This is a genomic window from Actinomycetota bacterium (assembly GCA_018333515.1).
In the GTDB taxonomy this organism is placed as follows: Bacteria; Actinomycetota; Aquicultoria; order Aquicultorales; family Aquicultoraceae; genus Aquicultor.
In genome coordinates, this window is sequence record JAGXSZ010000005.1 from 87591 (window position 1) to 106111 (window position 18521).

Below are 18521 nucleotides of genomic sequence, written 5' to 3' on the forward strand. Positions count from 1 at the left end.
CAATTACTCCATACTCTCCTTATCGAGCCGGTCGAACCGGCCGGCTACGTATTCCAGTTCTTCTTCGGGCGTGTTGATTTTTCCGTCTAGTTTTGCGGCCAACAGCTCTCTCAAAACAATATTATACACCGGTGAGGGCGGAAATCCCATTTTCCGCAGGGCCCGTCCATCGACCGATACTTTGACGCCGCGCAGGCTCGAAAGATAGTAATGGATGCGCCGTCGCGCCGCGAGGCTCTTGGTCAGCGCATGCGCAAAGACCAGCGCCTCCGGGGATAGCGGGTTGAGCATTTTGTAGATATCGCTGTTCTTGGGCCGCTCGCTCCCCTCCAACCCCTTCAAGACCTTGGGGACTTCGAGTATCAGCTCCTCCAACCGCGCCTTGTCGGATTTCTTTATTTTCATGCGGCTGAGCCATGCTTCCAGCTCTTTTTTATTTAGATGTCTGAGAAGTCCGGCCCGATAGGGCATCAGCTTCTTTACCTCATGGGCGAAATGATGGTCGAGTTCGCGCACCGCGTCGCCGATGCGGCCAAAGAGCGCTTTGAGTTCGGTATCGATTACGATTTTTGGGTGCAGGATGGAGAGCGCTCCCAGCTCCTGAAGCCGTTTCAAGGTCTTAAACGGCGCCGCCTCGGAGAGAATCAGCAACATCTCGTCCCTGACGCGCGCATCCGATAGGTGTCCGATTAAATCCATCTCAATCGCCTTGCGGAGCTGCTCTTCGGTCTCGGAATCGAGCTTGAAGCCGAACCGCTGCTCGAACCGGACGCCGCGAAAGATTCTCGTCGGGTCCTCGATGAAGCTCAAGTTGTGCAATATGCGGACGCGCCCGTTTTTTAAATCTCGTTGCCCGTTGAAATAGTCGAGGAGTTTGCCGAAGGTCTTGGCGTTCAAGCTCACCGCCATCGCGTTTATCGTAAAGTCGCGGCGCGCCAGGTCGTGGCGGAGCGAGGTCGGCTCTACCTGCGGCAACGCGCCCGGCCTCTCGTAGAACTCAGCCCTTGCCGACGCGAAATCGACCCTGAACCCATTGGGCATAATGACGACCGCCGTGCCGAACTTGCGATGAGGCCGCATCCGGGCGCCTATCCCGACATGCGCGGTGAAAAGGTTGGCGAATTCGATTGCGTCACCTTCGACGACGATATCCACGTCCAGGTTTCTGTGGTCGAGCAAGAGGTCGCGGACGATACCGCCGACGAGGTAGACCGTGTAGCCGGTTTCGTCGGCCAAATCCCCGATGTCGCGCAAGAGCTTCTGGACGTCCCCCGGCAGCAGCGTCTTTATCTTCTGGGCTATCTCACCTCGACTATACTCGGCTTTGGCGTGGAGCGCCCCTTTCGGGCCGCTGAAATACTCACTTCCCCCGAGCGCTTTGAGGATATCGGTACGGCTCACGATGCCGATTACCTTGCCTTTATCGACAACCGGTATCCGCCCCAGACTCTCGTCGCTCAACAGGCGCCGTATGTCGGGGAGCGGTGTGTCCGGCGCGACCGGCTCTATCCTTCGCATCATAAAGCCCTTGACCGGCGCGTGGCTCAAACCGTGATGGGCGGCCTTGTCTATCTCGCGCCGTCCGATAATACCGACCAACTTGCCGTCCTCGACGACGGGTAGCCCGTTATATCCATAACTCATCATCAATTTATTGGCGTCTTTTATGCTGATATCCGCGTTAATCGTGCGCACCGGCGCCGACATTATCTCACGCGCCGTCAACGGTTCTTTTACATGCGCTCGTATAGCTCGTTCAAGCTTGGCCTCGACTATCGCGGCGTCTTTCTCTTTTACCGACGCGGAGGCCGCCTGGGCATGGCCTCCCCCTCCCATATCCTCAAGAATCTTTCCGACATCGACGACCTCGGTGCGGCTGCGCCCTATGATATAGACCCTATCGTCGTGTTCGAGCAGGACGAATAGGACATCGATATTTTCGATGTCGGCTATCTTCGAGGCGACGACCGAGCCGCCCTCGATATATTCGTCAACGACCGCTCTCGTCACCATAATGGGAGTGCCGCTAACGTCGATGACGCGCGACGCGTGGAGCAGCCTGTCCAACAGGTCGTGCTGTTCCGGCTCGAGCACCGGGTTGAGAAACCGGTTGATGACGTCGATGTTGGCGCCCTTGCCCATCAGATATGCCAGCGCTTCCGCGTCATCATAGGTGGTCGTTCTAAACGTCAGCGAGCCGGTGTCCTCGTGTATGCCGAGCGCGAAGAGCGTCGCCTCGAACGGCGTAAGCTTAATCCCTTTGTCCCTGATTATTTTTGTCAGAATCGTCGTCGTCGAGCCGACGTTTTCCGAGAAATCCCTGGTAATTGGAACGTCCTCGTTGGTCGAAGGGTGGTGGTCGAAGGTGAAGACCTCGATTCCCGGCTTGTAGGCGAGGTCTTGGAGTTCGCCGAGGCGCCGGCCTATCTTAGTATCCACAATGATAAGGCGCGAGACCGTCTTCTTATCGAGATGCTTAAGCTCCAGCGTGTCGATTACGTCATCATGGAGCGCCAAAAACTCCCGGACGTTCTTGTTCTGCGCCCCGGCCAAGACTATCTTGGCGTCCGGATATATTTTTTGCGCCGCCACCGTCGACGCGAACGCGTCGAAATCGGCGTTTATGTGCGCGGTTATTACTTCCATGTCGTTGCCTGCTCTTTACCAGAAAAACCGTTTGGCTAAAGTTCAAACGGTTTGTTCTATCCATTATGCCCGATATATGTAAAAGTTTTTTAAGGCATGGTAATCGCCGTTTATCGCGTCGCAAATCTCAATCAATAATATCATAAATGAGCGCCTTAGCTTCCGGCGGGTTTGGCGATAGGGTGAACGCCTCATAGACCAAACTGCTCACCGCCGCCGGCGAATGCGCGTCGCCGCTTCGCATCTGCGCGACGGTCTCGCCCGCGTTGATATAATCGCCGACCTTTTTCGCGACGACGATTCCCGCCGTATGGTCGATGACGTCGTCTTTGGTCTTTCGCCCCGCGCCCAGGATGCGCGCCGCGACGCCGAGTTCCTCGGCGTTGACACCGACCACATAGCCGCTATCCGCGATAATCAAATCCTCTACATATTTGGCGTGCGGCAAGACCCGCCTCGGGTCGTCGACGACGCTCCCGTCGCCGCCTTGCGCTTCTATGAACTCCCTGAATTTCTCTAAAGCCTTGCCGCTTTCCAGAACCTCGCTGAGCGCCTCAACGGCCTCCCGCGGGCTCGCCGCCAGGCCCGCTTTCATCATCAACTGCGCACCCAACTCTGTGCAAAGCTCGAGCAAGTCGGGCGAGCCGAAGCCCTTCATCGTATCTATCGCCTCTTCAACTTCGAGCGCGTTTCCGATGGTGATTCCGAGGGGTTGGCTCATGTCGCTTATGACCGCAACGGACTGCTTCCCGAAGCGCTTGCCAAGCGACACCAGCGTTTGCGCCAGCTCTTTAGCCTCGTCGAGCGTCTTCATGAACGCGCCCGTCCCCACCTTGACATCGAGGAGTATCACATCGGCTCCGCCCGCTATCTTCTTACTCATTATGCTGCTCGCTATCAGCGGAATGTTCGGCACCGTCGCCGTCACATCACGCAAAGCATATATCTTCTTATCCGCCGGGCAGATCTCATCGGTCTGTCCGATTAGGGCGATTCCGATTTCAGCTACCTGCTCGATAAACCGGCCCCGGCCGAGGTCGCTGTGGAAGCCGGGTATCGACTCGAGCTTATCGATAGTGCCGCCCGTGTGCCCGAGCCCGCGCCCCGACATCTTGGCGACATTCGCGCCTACCGCCGCCATCATCGGCGCCAGAACCAGCGTCACCTTGTCGCCCACCCCGCCGGTACTGTGCTTGTCTACTTTAACCCCGCCGATGGAGCTTAAGTCAATGGTTTCACCGCTCTCGGCCATCGCCCCGGTCAACGAAAAGGTCTCATCCTCGTCGAGTCCCCGGATGAAGGCCGCCATCAAAAACGCCGACATCTGATAATCGGGAATCTCGCCGGCGACATAGCCGCCGACTAAAAACCGTATCTCGCTATCGGTCAGGGCTTTACCGTCGCGCTTCTTGGCCAGCAACCGCGTAATGCTCATCGTATCCGCCTCCTCTTCCACCGCGCGCCATATCCTCTTCTTCCACCGCTCTCACCGTCCCTAAACCGCGCTTTGCACAGTCTTTGCGGCTATCGTGTATAATGTCTATATATATTATCAGGGCTTGCCCTAAAAAGGCACGTAAAACAATCGGCTCGTCGAGCCGTGTCTTTATTTTCAATTATGAGCGGCAAAAAAACAAAACCTAGGACAACTGAAGATAAGTCTTTTTTCGCGCGGATTAAAGACGAGAAACCGGGGGCGCTCCCCGCAATCGTCATTTTGGTGATGCTCGCCGCCGCCCTCGTCCTGTTCGAGGTCGCGGGGCAAGTCGATGAGCCGGCTCTGGAGACCGTCCAAAACAATACCGCCGAAAACAACTCACTCATGCCGCTTACCCCCGAAGATCACTTGCGTGAGCAGCTCGAACTAGTTATTACCTCGGCCCGAAAGAGACCATTCAGGGCGAAAGTCTCGACCGAAAAAGGCTTCGAGGGACTTTGGACGCAGGACGGTTTGAACTACCGTTTCGAAAATTCCACCAAGAGCAAGGTGCTCATTGTCAACGCCGCGCAAAAGAAGCTCTGGGTGATAGACGTGCCGACCCGAATAGCGCACGAAACACCGTTCGACCCGACTAATATGCCCGCGTTTAACGAACTTATCGCGACGATGTTTTTGGAGGGCCTCTCAACAGCGACGGCGTCGGGGACGCACAGCCTGCTCGACATCTTACCCTCCGGCGAGAACGCCGCGCTCACCTTCACCGAAGACGACCTTCCCGCCCGCTGGGAGGGCGACAAAAGCGGCGGCGCCGTCCGCTTTATCGATTGGGATTACTTGAGAATCGGCGCTGTCGCCCCGAGCGATTTCGAACTCTGGAAGGGAATACGGGTGAGCCGGCCGGCACCCGCGACGACTACCACGACCGCCAAGAAATAGCAGACAAGCGCCGTAAATAAGTTCGACGCCAAATACTATACTTACGACCGGTATGCGCCCCCAAGCCCTTCATTTTCCGGATTCAATCGCCGACCGCCCCTCGTCGTTTATCCATCTTTGTTTAAGTTGAACATGTGCTGGAGCATGAATACAATGTATAATACTGTAATTCCAGCCATTGCCTCGTTCGTGCGGCATGCTGGAGCATATATTAAACGAGTTCCTGTTGGTGTCGCCGCGATAAATGAAGAACGAATCTTTCTAAATAGGGGATTGGCGTGCAAGACGACCAAGAATTGGGTAGAGAACTCTTTGGTTATAAAAAAGACGACGTCGATAGATTCCTGGCGAAACTCCATCTCGACTTGCGGATCGCTAAGGATGAAATCGAGCGTCTAAAGACAGAACTGGGCGCTACGGAAGAGATACTCTCCGACTTTAGGGAACTCGTCGACGAGGCCGCGGTCCCCGAAGATGACTTCGGTAAACGCGCCGCTGAAATTGTCGATAAAGCGACCGATGAAACGGCCTCGATAATTGCGAGAGCCTCGGATGAAGCACGCGAGCCGATAGAAGCGGCAGGCGCCGAGCGCGATGCTTTTCTAAACGAACACGAGGAACTTGTCATCTCGAAGCAGGAGCTTCATTCGAAAGTAAAGTCGATTCTCGACCACTACACGAGCCTCTTTGCCGAAGCCCAATGTGCCGATGAAAGCGGCGCTAAACGGCGCACCTACGGCCCGACGGCCGCGCCCGAGCCGCGCCTGGAACGCAAACGCCCGCTAGCGACGGACCTCTCTACCGAGAAGTTGCTGCTCGAAAGACTTACCCGCCTCGGCGACATCCAAGGCGTCAGCACAGTTTGGCTGTTTACCGTCACCGGTAACGTCGTTTCGTCCTTCAACCGGCTCAGAATCGACCTTCCCGACGTAACCTCTGCGCTCGTATCGTTGGAAAAGAGCGCCGAAGATCTTGAGATAGGCCTTCAAGACGGACACGTTCGGATGCTCTTCCTTCAGCTAGATAAACTCGTCGTCATCCTTAACCCCGTTACCGAGTCGGTAATGCTCGGAATCATCGCATCGGCCGGCTCGCCAATCGGACAGATCTTCTGGTATCTCGATAAAGAAATACCCGAGTTTAGAAAGCTCTTGAGCTAAAGCCTTCTTATCTCCAAATCCGCACACCCCAATAATCTTCAATAATAACGGGTAAATACCGAGTAAATACGCGCGCATAAAGTATGGCCTAGAGCATTTGACTCTGGACCAGCGGAGTAGAAAGGGAGGAGACATGGCTGATAATAGACTGACGGTCAGCATCATCAAGGCGGATGTCGGCGGGTTCGTTGGGCATAGCGACGTCCACCCGGCGCTTCTCGACAAAGCGGGTGAGCGGCTGGCGAAGATAAAAGCGGACGGCCTTATCGTCGATTACCATGTCGGTCAGGTCGGGGACGATACCTCGTTGATAATGACCCACCACAACGGCATCGACGCCGAGCCGATACACCGTTTCGCTTGGGAGACCTTCGAGGAGATGACCGAGGTCGCGAGGGAATACGCGCAATACGGCGCGGGGCAAGACCTGCTGGCCGAAGCGTTCTCCGGCAATGTTCGAGGGATGGGTCCGGGTGTCGCGGAAATGGACATCGAGGAGCGCCCGAGCGAGCCGATAATCTGCTTCCTCGCGGACAAGACCGAGCCGGGCGCCTGGAACTATCCCCTGTTTAAGATGTTCGGCGACCCGTTCAATACGGCGGGCCTCGTCATCGACCCCAACATGACGACGGGTTTCAGTTTCGAGATTCACGACCTCATTAACAAGCGGAAGCTGCTGCTCAAACTGCCGGAGGATTATTACTCGCTGCTGATGTTCATCGGCGCGCCCGGGCGCTACGTTATCAAACATGTCTTCAGAAACTCCGACAACATGATCGCGGCCGTAACCTCGACGCAGAAACTCAGCTTGATAGCCGGCAGATATGTCGGCAAAGACGACCCGGTTATGATAGTGCGCTGCCAGAGCGGGCTTCCGGCGGTCGGCGAAGTTCTCGAGCCGTTCTCGATGCCGTATATGGTCGCGGGCTGGATGCGCGGCTCCCATCATGGGCCTATAATGCCGACATCCTTTGCCGACTGCCACCCCTCCAGGTTCGATGGCCCACCCAGAGTCGTAGCCTACGGCTTCCAGCTCGCTCACGGCAAGCTTATCGGCCCCCGTGACATGTTCGAGGACATCGCCTTCGACGGGGCTCGTCGGCAATGCCTCGAGGTAGCCGATTATATCCGCCGTCATGGGCCATTCGAGCCGCACCGGCTCGGCCACGAAGACATGGAGTACACGACAATGCCGCAGTTAATGGAGAAATTCGAAAGCAAATTCGAACCATCCGAGGATTAAGCCGTTAAGGTAACAACTCGCTCTTCATACTGGTCCCGCGGACCGGCGCCTCGAAACCGAGCAGGTCGGCGATGGTCTTCCCTATATCCGCAAAGGTCGACCGCACGCCGAGACTCCTGCCTGGGCCTAACGAGCGCCCATAGATAAGGTAGGGCACGTATTCGCGGGAGTGGTCGGTGCTCGGGGTTGTCGGGTCGCAGCCATGGTCGGCGGTGATTATCAAGACATCGTCACTCTCTAGCGCTTCGACAATCTCGGGTAGGCGGGCATCGGCCGCGGCCAGCCCCCGCGCGTAACCCTCGGGGTTATTCCGGTGTCCCCACTCACTGTCGAAATCGACGAGGTTCGTAAATACGATGCCCGTTTTGCGCTCGCGCATTGCCTTGAGGGTCTCGTCTAGGCCGTGCATGTTGCCCTCCGTGTGGATTCCTTCCGGGACGCCCATGTCCGCGAATATCTCCCGTATCTTGCCGACGCCGTAGACGGGGACACCCGCCTCCCGCGCGTAGTCCAAAACGGTCTTCGCCGGCGGTTTCAAGGAGAAGTCTTTTCGCCGGTGAGTCCGCGCGAAACTCCCCGGCTCCCCTATAAACGGCCGTGCGATAACCCGGCCCACCGCGTGCTCACCAGTTAGAATCTTGCGCGCCGCCTCGCACATCCAATAGAGTTCGGCTATCGGGACTATCTCCTCGTGAGTCGTGATTTGAAAGACGCTATCGGCCGAGGTGTAAATAATCGGCTTGCCCGTCTTCATGTGTTCCTCACCGAGTTCTTCCATGATACCGGTGCCGGAGGCCGTTTTGTTGCCGAGAGTTCCCCGCCCTATCGCTTTCTCGAAGGCATCGATGACCTCCGCCGGAAAACCGTTCGGATAGGTCGGGAACAAGGTCTCGAGCGCTAAGCCCATCATCTCCCAATGCCCGGTCGTAGTGTCTTTACCCGGGGACGCCTCGGCCATCTTGCCGAAGAACGCAAGCGGCTGCTCCGCCGGCTCGACCCCTTCTATCTCTATGATATTGCCGAGCCCCAAGGCGCCGAGGTTGGGAACGGCCAGCCCGCCTACCGCTTTCGCGGTATTGCCGAGCGTGTTGCTCCCCTCATCCCCGTATTTGGCGGCATCGGGCAGAGCGCCCGCGCCGACGCTATCGAAAACTATCAGTAATACCCTTTTTATCTGAGACATATCTCTCCTGTAAGTCGCAGTCGTTCGTTATCCCTTAGACCCCTTCGGGTGCGCGCGCTCGTAAACCGCCCGCAGTTTTTCTTTGGTGACGTGCGTATATATCTGCGTCGTCGAGATATTGGCGTGCCCGAGCAATTCCTGCACCACCCTGAGGTCCGCTCCGTTAGCGAGCAGGTGCGTGGCGAACGAATGTCGCAGCGAGTGCGGATACATATCTCCGATTTCGGCTTTCTCCGCGTATTTCTTTACCGCTTTCCAACAGCTCTGCCTCGACAGGCGCTCGCCTCTAACATTCAGAAAGAGCGCCGTCGGGCGGTACTTACCCGCTAATTGGGGCCTCGATTTGTTGATATACTCGGTCACCGCCTCCGACGCGTGGCTGCCCAGGGGAACGATGCGCTCTTTGGAAGCCTTGCCCAAACAGCGCAGATAGCCGTTGCGCAGGTCCACATCCTCGGCATCGAGGGCGACCAATTCCGAGACCCGCAAACCGCTGCTGTACAGCAGCTCCAGTATCGCCCGGTCTCGCATAACACCCGGACTAGCCCCTAAAGGCTGCTCCAGAAGTTTGCCGACCTGGGCCACCGAGAGCACTTTCGGCAATTTTCGCGCCTTCTTGGGCGCCCTGATGTCGGCGGTAGGAAAGTTCTCGGTCACGCCGTCACGGACGAGAAATTTGTGGAACGCTTTGAGCGACGCGACCTTCCTGGCCACCGAAGCGTCGCCATACTCTTCGCGCAGCCTCTTCAGGTACGCCAGGACCAGGTCGTATGTGACCGTGTCAAAAGAAGCGATACCGGCCTCGTCCAGGTAGTCGAGGTATCGGCGGAGGTCCAACTCGTACGCGTCGATACTATTCTTGGCCAGCCCTTTCTCTACGGACAAATAGTTCAAGAAATCGAGCAGATAATCGCGTATCATATCGCCGCCTACAATCCTATCCGGCCTACTTTTTGCGCCGCCATCAGTATTGCCGTCAGTGTTTTGGCGTCCTCTATTTCGCCGCGCGAAACCATCTCCAGCGCCTGCCCCAGAGGGATCAACACCAGCTCGATATCGTCCTCGCCCGGCTCGAGTTCCGGCTCACCCTCCTCGAGGTCATCCGAGAAAAACAAGTAAAATCGCTCATCGGTAAAGCCGGCCGAGGTGTAAAACGCCGCCAGTTTCTCGATCTTCTTAACCGTATAGCCGGTCTCCTCTTTCAACTCTCTTAACGCGCAATCCGCCGGGTCCTCGCCCTCCGAAAGCAGGCCCGCCGGAATCTCGAGAAGGTCCCTTTTGAGCGGGTGCCGGTACTGATTGACCAGGACGATGTTGTTGTGGGCGTCCAGCGCCGCGATTCCGACCGCGTCGAGATGTTCGACGACCTCCCGCTTTAATATCCTTCCCTCGATGTTTTTGACCTTATCGACATGGAGCCTTATTATCGCCCCGTTGTAGATAAGATTCGACTCCACCACCGTAAACTTCTTCTCTTTCAACTCTCATCCCCTACTAAAATGCGCGCCGCGAAAATCGCGGCCGCTCCCGCGGCCATAAAAAATTCCGGCTCTTCCTCGATGCCCCTCCCCATCGTAGTCGGGCGTATCTCGGCGGCATCAAGCGCCGCTCGCGTCTCGCTCGCGTCGAGCGTCTCAATACGATGCATGCGGCCGATTTCCGCGCGCGCGACCTGTCCTTCGATAATCGATCTCTTCGCCCCTTCGACCACCGGAAACGTCACTACGGCGGGGGTTGTCGCCGCTATTTTGAGCGCCGTTATCGTGTGGTGGCTCAAGCCCTGGTGCCGCCCCCTCTTGTCCGCGAAACTTATGCGCGGCACGGCTATCGCGACACCGCCCAGGCTGTTTACCGCGTTTACTATCTGGCCCTGCTCGATCCCGGTATAGCCGAGTTTGGTGCCGGTCCCGACAATCCCCGGGCCCATGGAGACGATGGCGGCGTCCGCTTCCGCCGCGTATTTCGCCGCCGCCAAGCCGCTATAGATATTTATCGCTTCGAGGTCTCCGCCGAACGCATGGCCAATAGTTATCGTGGCATCTAAGAAGTTGCCCTCTTTGAGACGGGCGACCGTCTCGCTCAACGCTAAAGGCAGCGCCGCGCCGTCGGTCATAATATAAGCGATTTTCGCCTCGGGCATCAGCTTTCTGAGCATCACCGCCGCGGCCGGCAGCTGGCTATGGAGCGTCCCTATAATAACGGGCAAGCCGTCGATGTTCGACGCGTCACGCAATACTTCATGGTGGGGGCTTTCCCGCTCCTCAGCGGCTAGACACTTTATCTGAAGCGGCGTATAGCGAAGCTTCATAATGTGGCCCGGCGCCGGGACCTCCAGCGAGCGCCGCGCCAAATTCCAGAGAATATAGTGGCTGCCTCCGGTTCCCAGGCCGACATCGACGGCGGTCGTGTTTAAAACGACTTCATCGCCGGGCGAAATCTCCCCGACCAGGGCCGGGTAAGATATCGCGCGGCCGTTTTCGCCGTCGATTTCGACGTTTACCTCGATATATCCCGGACGCGTTCTGACGACTTCCAGCACACGCGCGTGTCTTAACGTAAGCATCGTCGCTCCATTTTCAAAGGATTCCAATATTTCGCGCTCTTAGGCACAGAGTATACCATGAAATAAAACGGCGGAGCGGACGACCCGCTTGTAATGGATTATAGTCAGCTCGGACGCAAAGTCGCTATGGCGACCTTATCAGCTCGAGCAGTAGCTCCGACAGCTTGACCAGCTCCGCCACGGGTAAGAACTCGTCTTTGCCGTGGACATTTTCGGCGCCCATGCTAAGATTGACGGCAACCACGCCTTTCGCGTTGAAGACATTGGTGTCGCTTCCGCCCCCGGTATGCGTGATAACCGGTTCGATGCCGATACTCTTCATCGCGCTTATCGCCCTGGCCACAATCGGCTCGTCCTCGGTTAGAGAATACCCCTCGTAAGGCCGGTACCGGACGATGTTTACACTCGCGCCGGTCTCTTCCGCCGCCGCGTTGAAGCACTCGACCATGTGTCTCGATTGCTCCCGCAGTTTTTCGATGTCGATACTCCTGGACTCCGCGAAGACTTTGGCGCGCTCGGCGACGATATTGCCGGCTATACCCCCCTCTACGGTGCCCACATTGGCCGTAGTCTCACTGTCTATCCTGCCGAGCCTCATCATGCTTATCGCTTTCGACGCCGCGACGATTGCGTTGATGCCTGTTTCGGGAGCGATTCCCGCATGCGCCGCCCTGCCTGTAAACTCGACCTCGAAGGAATCCTGATACGGTGCTTTTACGTTTATCAGGCCGACCTTCCCGTTCGCGTCGAGAACATAAGCGTAATCGAGACTTTTATCGTCGAGGTCGAGGTGTTTCGCGCCTTTGAGACCGACCTCTTCGGCTACGGTGAAGACAAGGTGAACAGGCCCGTGCGCGAAGGTGGTTGCCGCTAGAACCGTAGCCAGCTCGAGCATGGCGGCGACTCCCGCTTTGTCGTCCGCCCCCAATATAGTGTCGCCCCGGCTTTTGATGAGGCCGTCTTCGACCAAGACTTTCACGCCTTGCGCGGGCTCGACAGTATCGATGTGCGCCGCGAATAAAATACAGGGGCCGTCGGCGGTGCCGGGTATGGTGACATGAATGTTCCCGGTGTTGCCGCTTATAGAAGGGCCGGTCTCGTCTTCATAGGTCAAGTAGCCAAGCGCGGTTAGATAGCTCGTGATATGGTCGGCAATCGCCCGCTCGTTATAGCTCGGGCTGTAAATACTCACCAGGTTTTCGAAGATTCTTAAGACTCGCCCCTCGTCTACCATATGCCCCTCCGACCATCGACTATCCTTCACGACCTTTTCGGCCGTGACTCGTAAACTGATCTCTATTCCCTCACACAACGATCTCCCTAATAGTTGTGTATCGAGGCCGCTTTCCCTCTCCCTGTATGGTAACGGAGCGCCGCCCCTATAAATTCCCTAAACAGCGGATGCGGCCTGGTAGGGCGCGATTTGAACTCGGGGTGAAACTGCGTTCCTACGAACCAGGGATGGTCGGCTATCTCGACTATCTCGACGAGTTTACCGTCGGGCGACTCTCCGCTCAAGGTGAGCCCGGCTTTTCTAAGCGCCTCCACAAACTCGTTGCTTACCTCATAGCGGTGACGATGGCGCTCCTGTATTTCGAGCGCGCCGTACGCCTCGTGGGCGAAGGTCTTCTTTGTAAGCTTGCACGGATACGCGCCGAGGCGCATCGTCCCTCCCATATCTTCGACGCTCTTCTGTTCAGGCAATAAATCGATAACCGGATAATCCGTCGCGGGGTCGAATTCCGAACTGTTCGCGCCCGCATAGCCGACTACGTTTCGCGCGAACTCGACGACCGCACACTGCATACCGAGGCATATTCCAAAGAACGGAATCTTGTTTTCACGGGCAAACTTAACGGCGTGAATCTTGCCCTCGATACCCCTTATCCCGAAACCGCCCGGCACTAGAATCCCGTCTACCGCGATGAGTTGACGTTCGACCTCTTCCTGGCTGACCGTTTCGGCGTCGACCCAGACAATCTCGACATCGGTGTTGTTGTAGAAGCCGCCGTGTTTAAGCGCTTCGACCACGCTTAAATAAGCGTCGGGAAGCTGAACGTATTTACCGACCAGCCCGATCCGAATCTTCTTTTCGAGCCTGCGAATCCTCTCCACGAGGCTGTTCCACTCCGAGAGGTCGGCCTTGCCGTTGCCGAGCTTCAGGTGCTCGACGACGATATCGTCGAGCCCTTCCTCGTGCAACCTCAACGGTATTACATAAAGATTATCGACGTCGACGGCGGTTATTACCGAAGAAGGCTCGGTGTCGCAGAAGAGTCCTATCTTGCGTTTTATCGACACGTCGATTGCGCGGTCGCACCGCGCCACTATGATATCGGGCTGAATGCCGATACTGCGCAGCTCCTTTACGCTATGCTGCGTAGGCTTCGTCTTAAGTTCCGATGAAGATACGAGATGCGGCACGAGGGTCACATGTATATAAAGGACGTTGCTCTTTCCGGCGTCTTTCTTGAATTGACGAATCGCCTCCAGAAAGGGAAGGCTCTCGATATCGCCGACGGTTCCGCCGACCTCCGTTATGACGATATGCTTCTCATCATCACTGCCCAAACTAAGTATGCGCTGTTTTATCTCGTTGGTCACGTGGGGGATTACTTGGACGGTTCCGCCCAGAAATTCGCCCCGGCGCTCTTTGGCAATTATCGACGAGTATATTTGCCCGGCGGTCACATTGCTGTCCTTGCCGAGGTTCTCATCGATGAAACGCTCGTAATGCCCGAGATCCAGGTCGGTTTCGGTGCCGTCCTCGGTGACGAAGACCTCACCGTGCTGGAAAGGGCTCATCGTTCCGGGGTCGACGTTGAGGTAGGGGTCGAGTTTTTGAATCGTCACCTTGAATCCCCTGGTCTTCAAGAGTCTTCCGAGCGAAGCCGCCGTGATCCCCTTTCCCAGTGACGATACGACTCCACCGGTTACGAAGATATATTTAGCCAATCGTCTCTCCCCTTTTGTTTGCCATACCGATAATAAAGTCTACAATAACGGCAACTTAACCGCAAAACATCCAGCCATCAAAACGCCAACTTTTGAATTGTAACATGAAACCGGCGTCCGTGCGGGCTACTATATATTTCTACCCAAACGGTCGAATTCCCGCAAAACCGGCGTATTCTCGATTATCCCGGTAAGCGAATACCTCTCGGTTAAGACCTGTAACGCGACAAGAACAATGATCAGCGGCAGCTTCACGCCCCAGCCGAAGGTTATCACAAAGCTGAAGCCGAGAACCGCCCCGAGAACGTTCGACCCGACATCTCCAAGCATTATCTCCTCTCTTAAGTCCGCCCTCAACAGAACGAGCGCGACCCCGAGGAGCGCCGCCGTCGCTAGCCCATACGATGAGGGCGCGTAGAGCAAAAATATCGAAAGGAGCGGAATAAAGAACTTGAGCGCCCTGCCCGGCCTCAAATCCAGCAAATTAAGCGTGTTGACGAACAAAGCTATGAGCAGCGCATCCCCAAAAGCTTCGAGCGGTCCGATCGAGAGCTGATATATTGCGAAAAACGCAACGGCGGGAATTCCCAGCGCTTTGAGCGCGCCCGTCGTCAGACGACCTTTGAGTAATTGCCCTATGTGCCCCCGGAACCCGGTAGACTCCCGACTTCCCAACAGATCATCGATAAGCCCGAAGATCCCGACCCCCAGGATAAGAATGGTAAGCGGCATGGAGATGTCGGGCGTAAATTGAAATCGCTCCGGAACCGGCAGGCCGACGATATCCCGCGCAAAGCCAAACGCGGCCGCGACCGCCATCATGGCGAGCCAAACCAATATAAGGCTCAACCCCATCATGTTTACCACATCTCGGCGGCGATAGTTCTGTTTTAGCGCGCCCGAATCGTGGAGCAGACGCTTGAGCGCGCCGCCTATAATAGCGGCGAGTATCACTCCGGTTATAAAGTGCGCGATAGTCCAAAGGACAGTAAAGATCGACATCGCTCCTCGAATAAATCTGGATCAACTAGCTTTATAATTCTCGCCCGCTCATATCATACCGCTCCCAAAGCATCAGGTAGGCGATGGACGGAAATATGTATGACATTATAATCGCGGGTATTAATATTCCTGAATCGTTAACCGCGAAACCGACTATCGACCCGACGACCGCTCCCGTCACGCTGGCTGTAAGTCCTTTGTGTCTGGCGAAAAGCTTCTTCAGGAGCCCGACCGGGCGATAACTTAAAGCGACCGTTAGCACCATGATTATTAATAGAAAATACGACCAGGTGCTGTAACGCAACACCATGATATTGGTCGCCAGCTTCCGGCTCACAATGGTCACAAGGCCCGAAACTCCCCCCTCGGCTATCAACTCGATGGTGCGGCCCATATGCGTACCGGAGCCGTCTAGAACATCATATGCGACGAACGCGAACAACGCCAACCCGATGAGCACGACGCCCAGCAAAATGGTCTTGTAGTTAAGTTTGACTTCATGGAGATGAAGCCCCATCGCGGTAAACGCGGCCGTAATCGCTATTATGCCGCCGACATCCGCGCCAAACGCCGGAAATCCGTCGACGATAAGAACTGTGAGAGCCACTACCGCCCCCGCCGCCAGCGCAACGCCGCGCCGCCACCTTTCGAGGATCAACCCGACGGTCAAGAGGGCGCTGGCGAGCAGAATAGAGAAGGCTTCGTTTCCGATACCAAAGAACCGGCTCCCGCGAATCGGGTCGTAACCGAATATCGAATTTAGCTGAAGATTAGCACCGAGAACGACATCGGCCAGAATAGTAAACATCGTGGCACAACTAATAACCGCGAGCGGAAAGAGTTTGTTTACTTTGAGCGCGGCAAGAATCGCGGCCAACGATAACGACACGGCAAGCGCGGCGACTATCAACAAAACACCGTTGACCGCAAAAAATTGTACCTTCGAGGCGAAGAAAGTAAAGAGCGGGAACCCCATCGACGTCAGAATCAGCGTCTTCATAAAACCAATATAGCGCCGGTTTGCCTTGCGGACGTAATACAGAAGGAGCGCCGCGACGACATAGAGCGCCACTTGTAGGTATATAAAGGTCAACACCGCTGTCCGTCGCGCCGATTTTATACCGACCGCGCTCGCGTTAAACGCGTTCATCCGCTCGATAGAGAGCTTCTCGGAACCGACTGTCGCCTCGCTCCCGACCATCGAGTAATGGGGCGTGACGCCGAGTATATCCAATATCGTCGTGGTGATGTCGGTGTTGTTTATGATTCCCGCGCGCCTGGTCGCGGCCGAGGTCAGACTTCCCGATTCAAAACCCGGGCCGCTGATGATCACGGTAGTAAGCTGTTCCTCGTCGCCTGAAATCGCCGTCGCGCTTGCGCCCGGCGGCGATAGGCTCGCAATTATAAAGACCGTATCATCGCCGGCGACCTCCATCGCTCGCTCCAAGAACGCGCCGGCGCGCTTTAAGGCGGCTGTCTTTAAACTCTCGGCGCGCTCTTCAAGAACGTTGGTCGAGTATAAATCGGCTCTCGTCGTATCGCCGTAGTCGATCGCTATGAAGTCGGCGACTTTTAATAGTTCTTGAAGTCGCTCCAGATAAACCGTATCGTTCGCCCTGATGCCATACGGCGCTTTGCGGTCTTTGACTAGAACCGCCTTGCTTACGTCTCCATAATCGACGATGCCGGACGAGTTCATCGCCAGGGCGACGATTTCCCGGTTGTCCGACTCCCGGTCGGATTCGTATGAGGTATCCGAATTGCCCAAAACCGCTGTTTTTAAATGGTTATCGTTTAGGAGCTGCCCCATCGCCCCAGGCACAATATCCTGATGAATATAGGAATTATCGGCGATGATCGCCGGCAAGCCGAGTTCGACGACATTGCCGGGCTTCGCCCTCTTGCCGGTTCTTACAAACAGCGCATCGCCGGCTTCGACACCGTCAAACTCCTCGGTCGCATTATAACCGTCGGCGCTGTTGAAAAGCGCATTCGCCCGCACACCCGACCCGACGGAAACCGTCGCGCGCGGGCGCGAAGGCCTGCCGTATGTCCGGTTGTTCAAGAGCGCGGCGGAATTATTTTCAACTAAATCATTGATGAACGGGTCGTTCGCCTTAGCGATATCGTCCCAGGTGATATTATCGATTAAGACAAAAACGACTTTTGGTTTACCTTTCGCGGACGCGGCTTGCGGCAAAAAACTTATGAGCGCGAAGGTCGCGAGAATCAGAAATACGGTCAAGTATTTCCTCTTCAGGCTCATCGAGCGACCTCCAGGTAAATCGATTCGGTAGGCTTCATCATGTGCAAAACGGTAAACTTATCCTGGACCAATTTCTGTCCGGTCTGTACCTTTGACATCGATCTCAACTTGCTCGCCAAAACCGCCTCGACGGCGGACGCGAGCGCTCCGCTGTCGCCCGGTTTTACTAAATCGACACAACTCTCGCCGGCGACTTCCCTCACTCCCGCCACATCGGTTACCACGACCGGACGCTTACACGCCAGCGCCTCGAGTAATACCATAGGAATATTCGAAGCGAGATTGGGTATGACGACTACCTCTAGACTCTTGAGGATGTGCGCGACGTCGCGCCTGAATCCCAAAAAATGAAAGCGCTGTGTCAAGCCGTGGCTTGCCACTTGTTTTTTGAGTTTTTCACCATCATCGCCGTCGCCGGTGATGATAAAATGCATATCCGGGAATTTGTTTGCCAAGACGGCGGCGGCATCTATAAAGACACTATTGCCTTTCTCCGGCGACAAGCGGGTCACGACCCCTACCAGCTTGTTCTCTTTGGAAACGTCGAGTTCCCTAAACAAGTGCTCGGTATCGAGGGTCTCTCCGAACCTATCCGCCTCGATGCCGCTGTGTATGATTTGGACTTTATTAAAAGCGGCTACGCTCCGCTCGATCGCTTCCGATACCGCAATAAGCATGTCCGGCATAGCGGCTATCTTATCATTAGCAACCGAAAGCAAGCCCTTTTTCTTTTTTGAATAGGCGTTTTCGAGCGTGTGCACCGTGCAGATATGCGGTACGTTAAGTAATTTGGCGACCTGATCGCCGACAAAACACGCCTGATAGTCGTGGCTATGTATCAAATTGATGACGCGCTCTTTGTCTCGGGCAAACGCCGCGATCTTCTTGGCGACCCCTCCCACGCCAAGCTTATTAGCCGTGGCGAGTTCCGGCACGACCACATATTCGACGTTGAGCCTGTCGAGGTGTTCGATCATATAGGGGTCGTGAGATACGGCGAGATACGGTTTATATCGAGCCCGGTTCAAGTATTTGATTAAAATCAAGAGGTGCTGCTTCATGCTGTTCGTAGCAGGATGCGCAATATATAGTATTCCTCTTTCAATCACGGCTTTTCCCCCTGTCG

14 protein-coding genes are annotated in these 18521 nt (G+C 55.9%); 3 read left to right on the forward strand and 11 right to left on the reverse strand.

Annotated features, from left to right (window positions below; all coding sequences use genetic code 11):
- Positions 1-3: 3 nt before the first annotated feature.
- A complete protein-coding gene (locus KGZ93_01285) occupies positions 4-2646 on the reverse strand; it encodes a CBS domain-containing protein (protein ID MBS3908259.1) in 2643 nt (880 codons plus the stop codon).
- 127 nt (positions 2647-2773) lie between these two features.
- The gene (locus KGZ93_01290; protein MBS3908260.1) at positions 2774-4081 is read right to left on the reverse strand and encodes a pyrimidine-nucleoside phosphorylase; all 1308 of its coding nucleotides are present in this window, start codon (positions 4079-4081) and stop codon (positions 2774-2776) included.
- Between the two features lie 183 nt (positions 4082-4264).
- Here KGZ93_01290 and KGZ93_01295 point away from each other — a divergent pair, with 183 nt between their 5' ends.
- The 3 genes from KGZ93_01295 to KGZ93_01305 all read left to right on the forward strand — a co-directional run bounded on the left by KGZ93_01295 (position 4265) and on the right by KGZ93_01305 (position 7426).
- Positions 4265-5023: a hypothetical protein gene (locus KGZ93_01295; protein MBS3908261.1), complete on the forward strand. Its 759-nt coding sequence runs from the start codon at positions 4265-4267 to the stop codon at positions 5021-5023.
- A 278-nt stretch (positions 5024-5301) separates the two neighbouring features.
- Positions 5302-6183, forward strand: coding sequence for a DivIVA domain-containing protein (locus KGZ93_01300; GenBank protein MBS3908262.1), 882 nt, complete (start codon positions 5302-5304; stop codon positions 6181-6183).
- 133 nt (positions 6184-6316) lie between these two features.
- Positions 6317-7426: a fructose 1,6-bisphosphatase gene (locus KGZ93_01305; GenBank protein ID MBS3908263.1), complete on the forward strand. Its 1110-nt coding sequence runs from the start codon at positions 6317-6319 to the stop codon at positions 7424-7426.
- A 4-nt stretch (positions 7427-7430) separates the two neighbouring features.
- On the opposite strand, the gene KGZ93_01310 is transcribed toward KGZ93_01305, so the two are convergent.
- From KGZ93_01310 to KGZ93_01350, 9 genes are all read right to left on the reverse strand, one after another.
- Positions 7431-8609: a phosphopentomutase gene (locus KGZ93_01310; protein MBS3908264.1), complete on the reverse strand. Its 1179-nt coding sequence runs from the start codon at positions 8607-8609 to the stop codon at positions 7431-7433.
- 27 nt (positions 8610-8636) lie between these two features.
- Positions 8637-9527 carry a site-specific tyrosine recombinase XerD gene (gene xerD, locus KGZ93_01315; protein ID MBS3908265.1) on the reverse strand — a complete coding sequence of 297 codons (891 nt, stop codon included), beginning with the start codon at positions 9525-9527 and terminating at the stop codon, positions 8637-8639.
- A gap of 11 nt (positions 9528-9538) precedes the next feature.
- Positions 9539-10090, reverse strand: a complete 552-nt coding sequence (locus KGZ93_01320; protein ID MBS3908266.1) for an NUDIX hydrolase — start codon at positions 10088-10090, stop codon at positions 9539-9541.
- Complete coding sequence (locus tag KGZ93_01325) at positions 10087-11172, reverse strand: DUF3866 family protein (GenBank protein ID MBS3908267.1); 1086 nt, start codon at positions 11170-11172, stop codon at positions 10087-10089. The genes KGZ93_01320 and KGZ93_01325 overlap by 4 nt, the downstream gene beginning before the upstream one ends.
- A 124-nt stretch (positions 11173-11296) precedes the next feature.
- Positions 11297-12406 carry a M20/M25/M40 family metallo-hydrolase gene (locus tag KGZ93_01330; GenBank protein ID MBS3908268.1) on the reverse strand — a complete coding sequence of 370 codons (1110 nt, stop codon included), beginning with the start codon at positions 12404-12406 and terminating at the stop codon, positions 11297-11299.
- A gap of 86 nt (positions 12407-12492) precedes the next feature.
- On the reverse strand, positions 12493-14127 hold the full coding sequence (locus tag KGZ93_01335) for a CTP synthase (protein ID MBS3908269.1): 1635 nt from the start codon (positions 14125-14127) through the stop codon (positions 12493-12495).
- 129 nt (positions 14128-14256) lie between these two features.
- Positions 14257-15129: a hypothetical protein gene (locus tag KGZ93_01340; protein MBS3908270.1), complete on the reverse strand. Its 873-nt coding sequence runs from the start codon at positions 15127-15129 to the stop codon at positions 14257-14259.
- A gap of 31 nt (positions 15130-15160) precedes the next feature.
- On the reverse strand, positions 15161-17395 hold the full coding sequence (locus KGZ93_01345) for a hypothetical protein (protein ID MBS3908271.1): 2235 nt from the start codon (positions 17393-17395) through the stop codon (positions 15161-15163).
- Positions 17392-18504, reverse strand: a complete 1113-nt coding sequence (locus KGZ93_01350; GenBank protein ID MBS3908272.1) for a glycosyltransferase family 4 protein — start codon at positions 18502-18504, stop codon at positions 17392-17394. The genes KGZ93_01345 and KGZ93_01350 overlap by 4 nt, the downstream gene beginning before the upstream one ends.
- Positions 18505-18521: the final 17 nt, after the last annotated feature.

What these genes read in the sequence shown, in the direction of transcription:
- KGZ93_01285 (MBS3908259.1), bottom strand. Translation starts at nt 2,646, where the DNA reads ATGGAAGTAATAACCGCGCACATAAACGCCGATTTCGACGCGTTCGCG.
- KGZ93_01290 (MBS3908260.1), bottom strand. Translation starts at nt 4,081, where the DNA reads ATGAGCATTACGCGGTTGCTGGCCAAGAAGCGCGACGGTAAAGCCCTG.
- KGZ93_01295 (MBS3908261.1), top strand. Translation starts at nt 4,265, where the DNA reads ATGAGCGGCAAAAAAACAAAACCTAGGACAACTGAAGATAAGTCTTTT.
- KGZ93_01305 (MBS3908263.1), top strand. Translation starts at nt 6,317, where the DNA reads ATGGCTGATAATAGACTGACGGTCAGCATCATCAAGGCGGATGTCGGC.
- KGZ93_01310 (MBS3908264.1), bottom strand. Translation starts at nt 8,609, where the DNA reads ATGTCTCAGATAAAAAGGGTATTACTGATAGTTTTCGATAGCGTCGGC.
- KGZ93_01325 (MBS3908267.1), bottom strand. Translation starts at nt 11,172, where the DNA reads ATGCTTACGTTAAGACACGCGCGTGTGCTGGAAGTCGTCAGAACGCGT.
- KGZ93_01330 (MBS3908268.1), bottom strand. Translation starts at nt 12,406, where the DNA reads ATGGTAGACGAGGGGCGAGTCTTAAGAATCTTCGAAAACCTGGTGAGT.
- KGZ93_01340 (MBS3908270.1), bottom strand. Translation starts at nt 15,129, where the DNA reads ATGTCGATCTTTACTGTCCTTTGGACTATCGCGCACTTTATAACCGGA.
- KGZ93_01345 (MBS3908271.1), bottom strand. Translation starts at nt 17,395, where the DNA reads ATGAGCCTGAAGAGGAAATACTTGACCGTATTTCTGATTCTCGCGACC.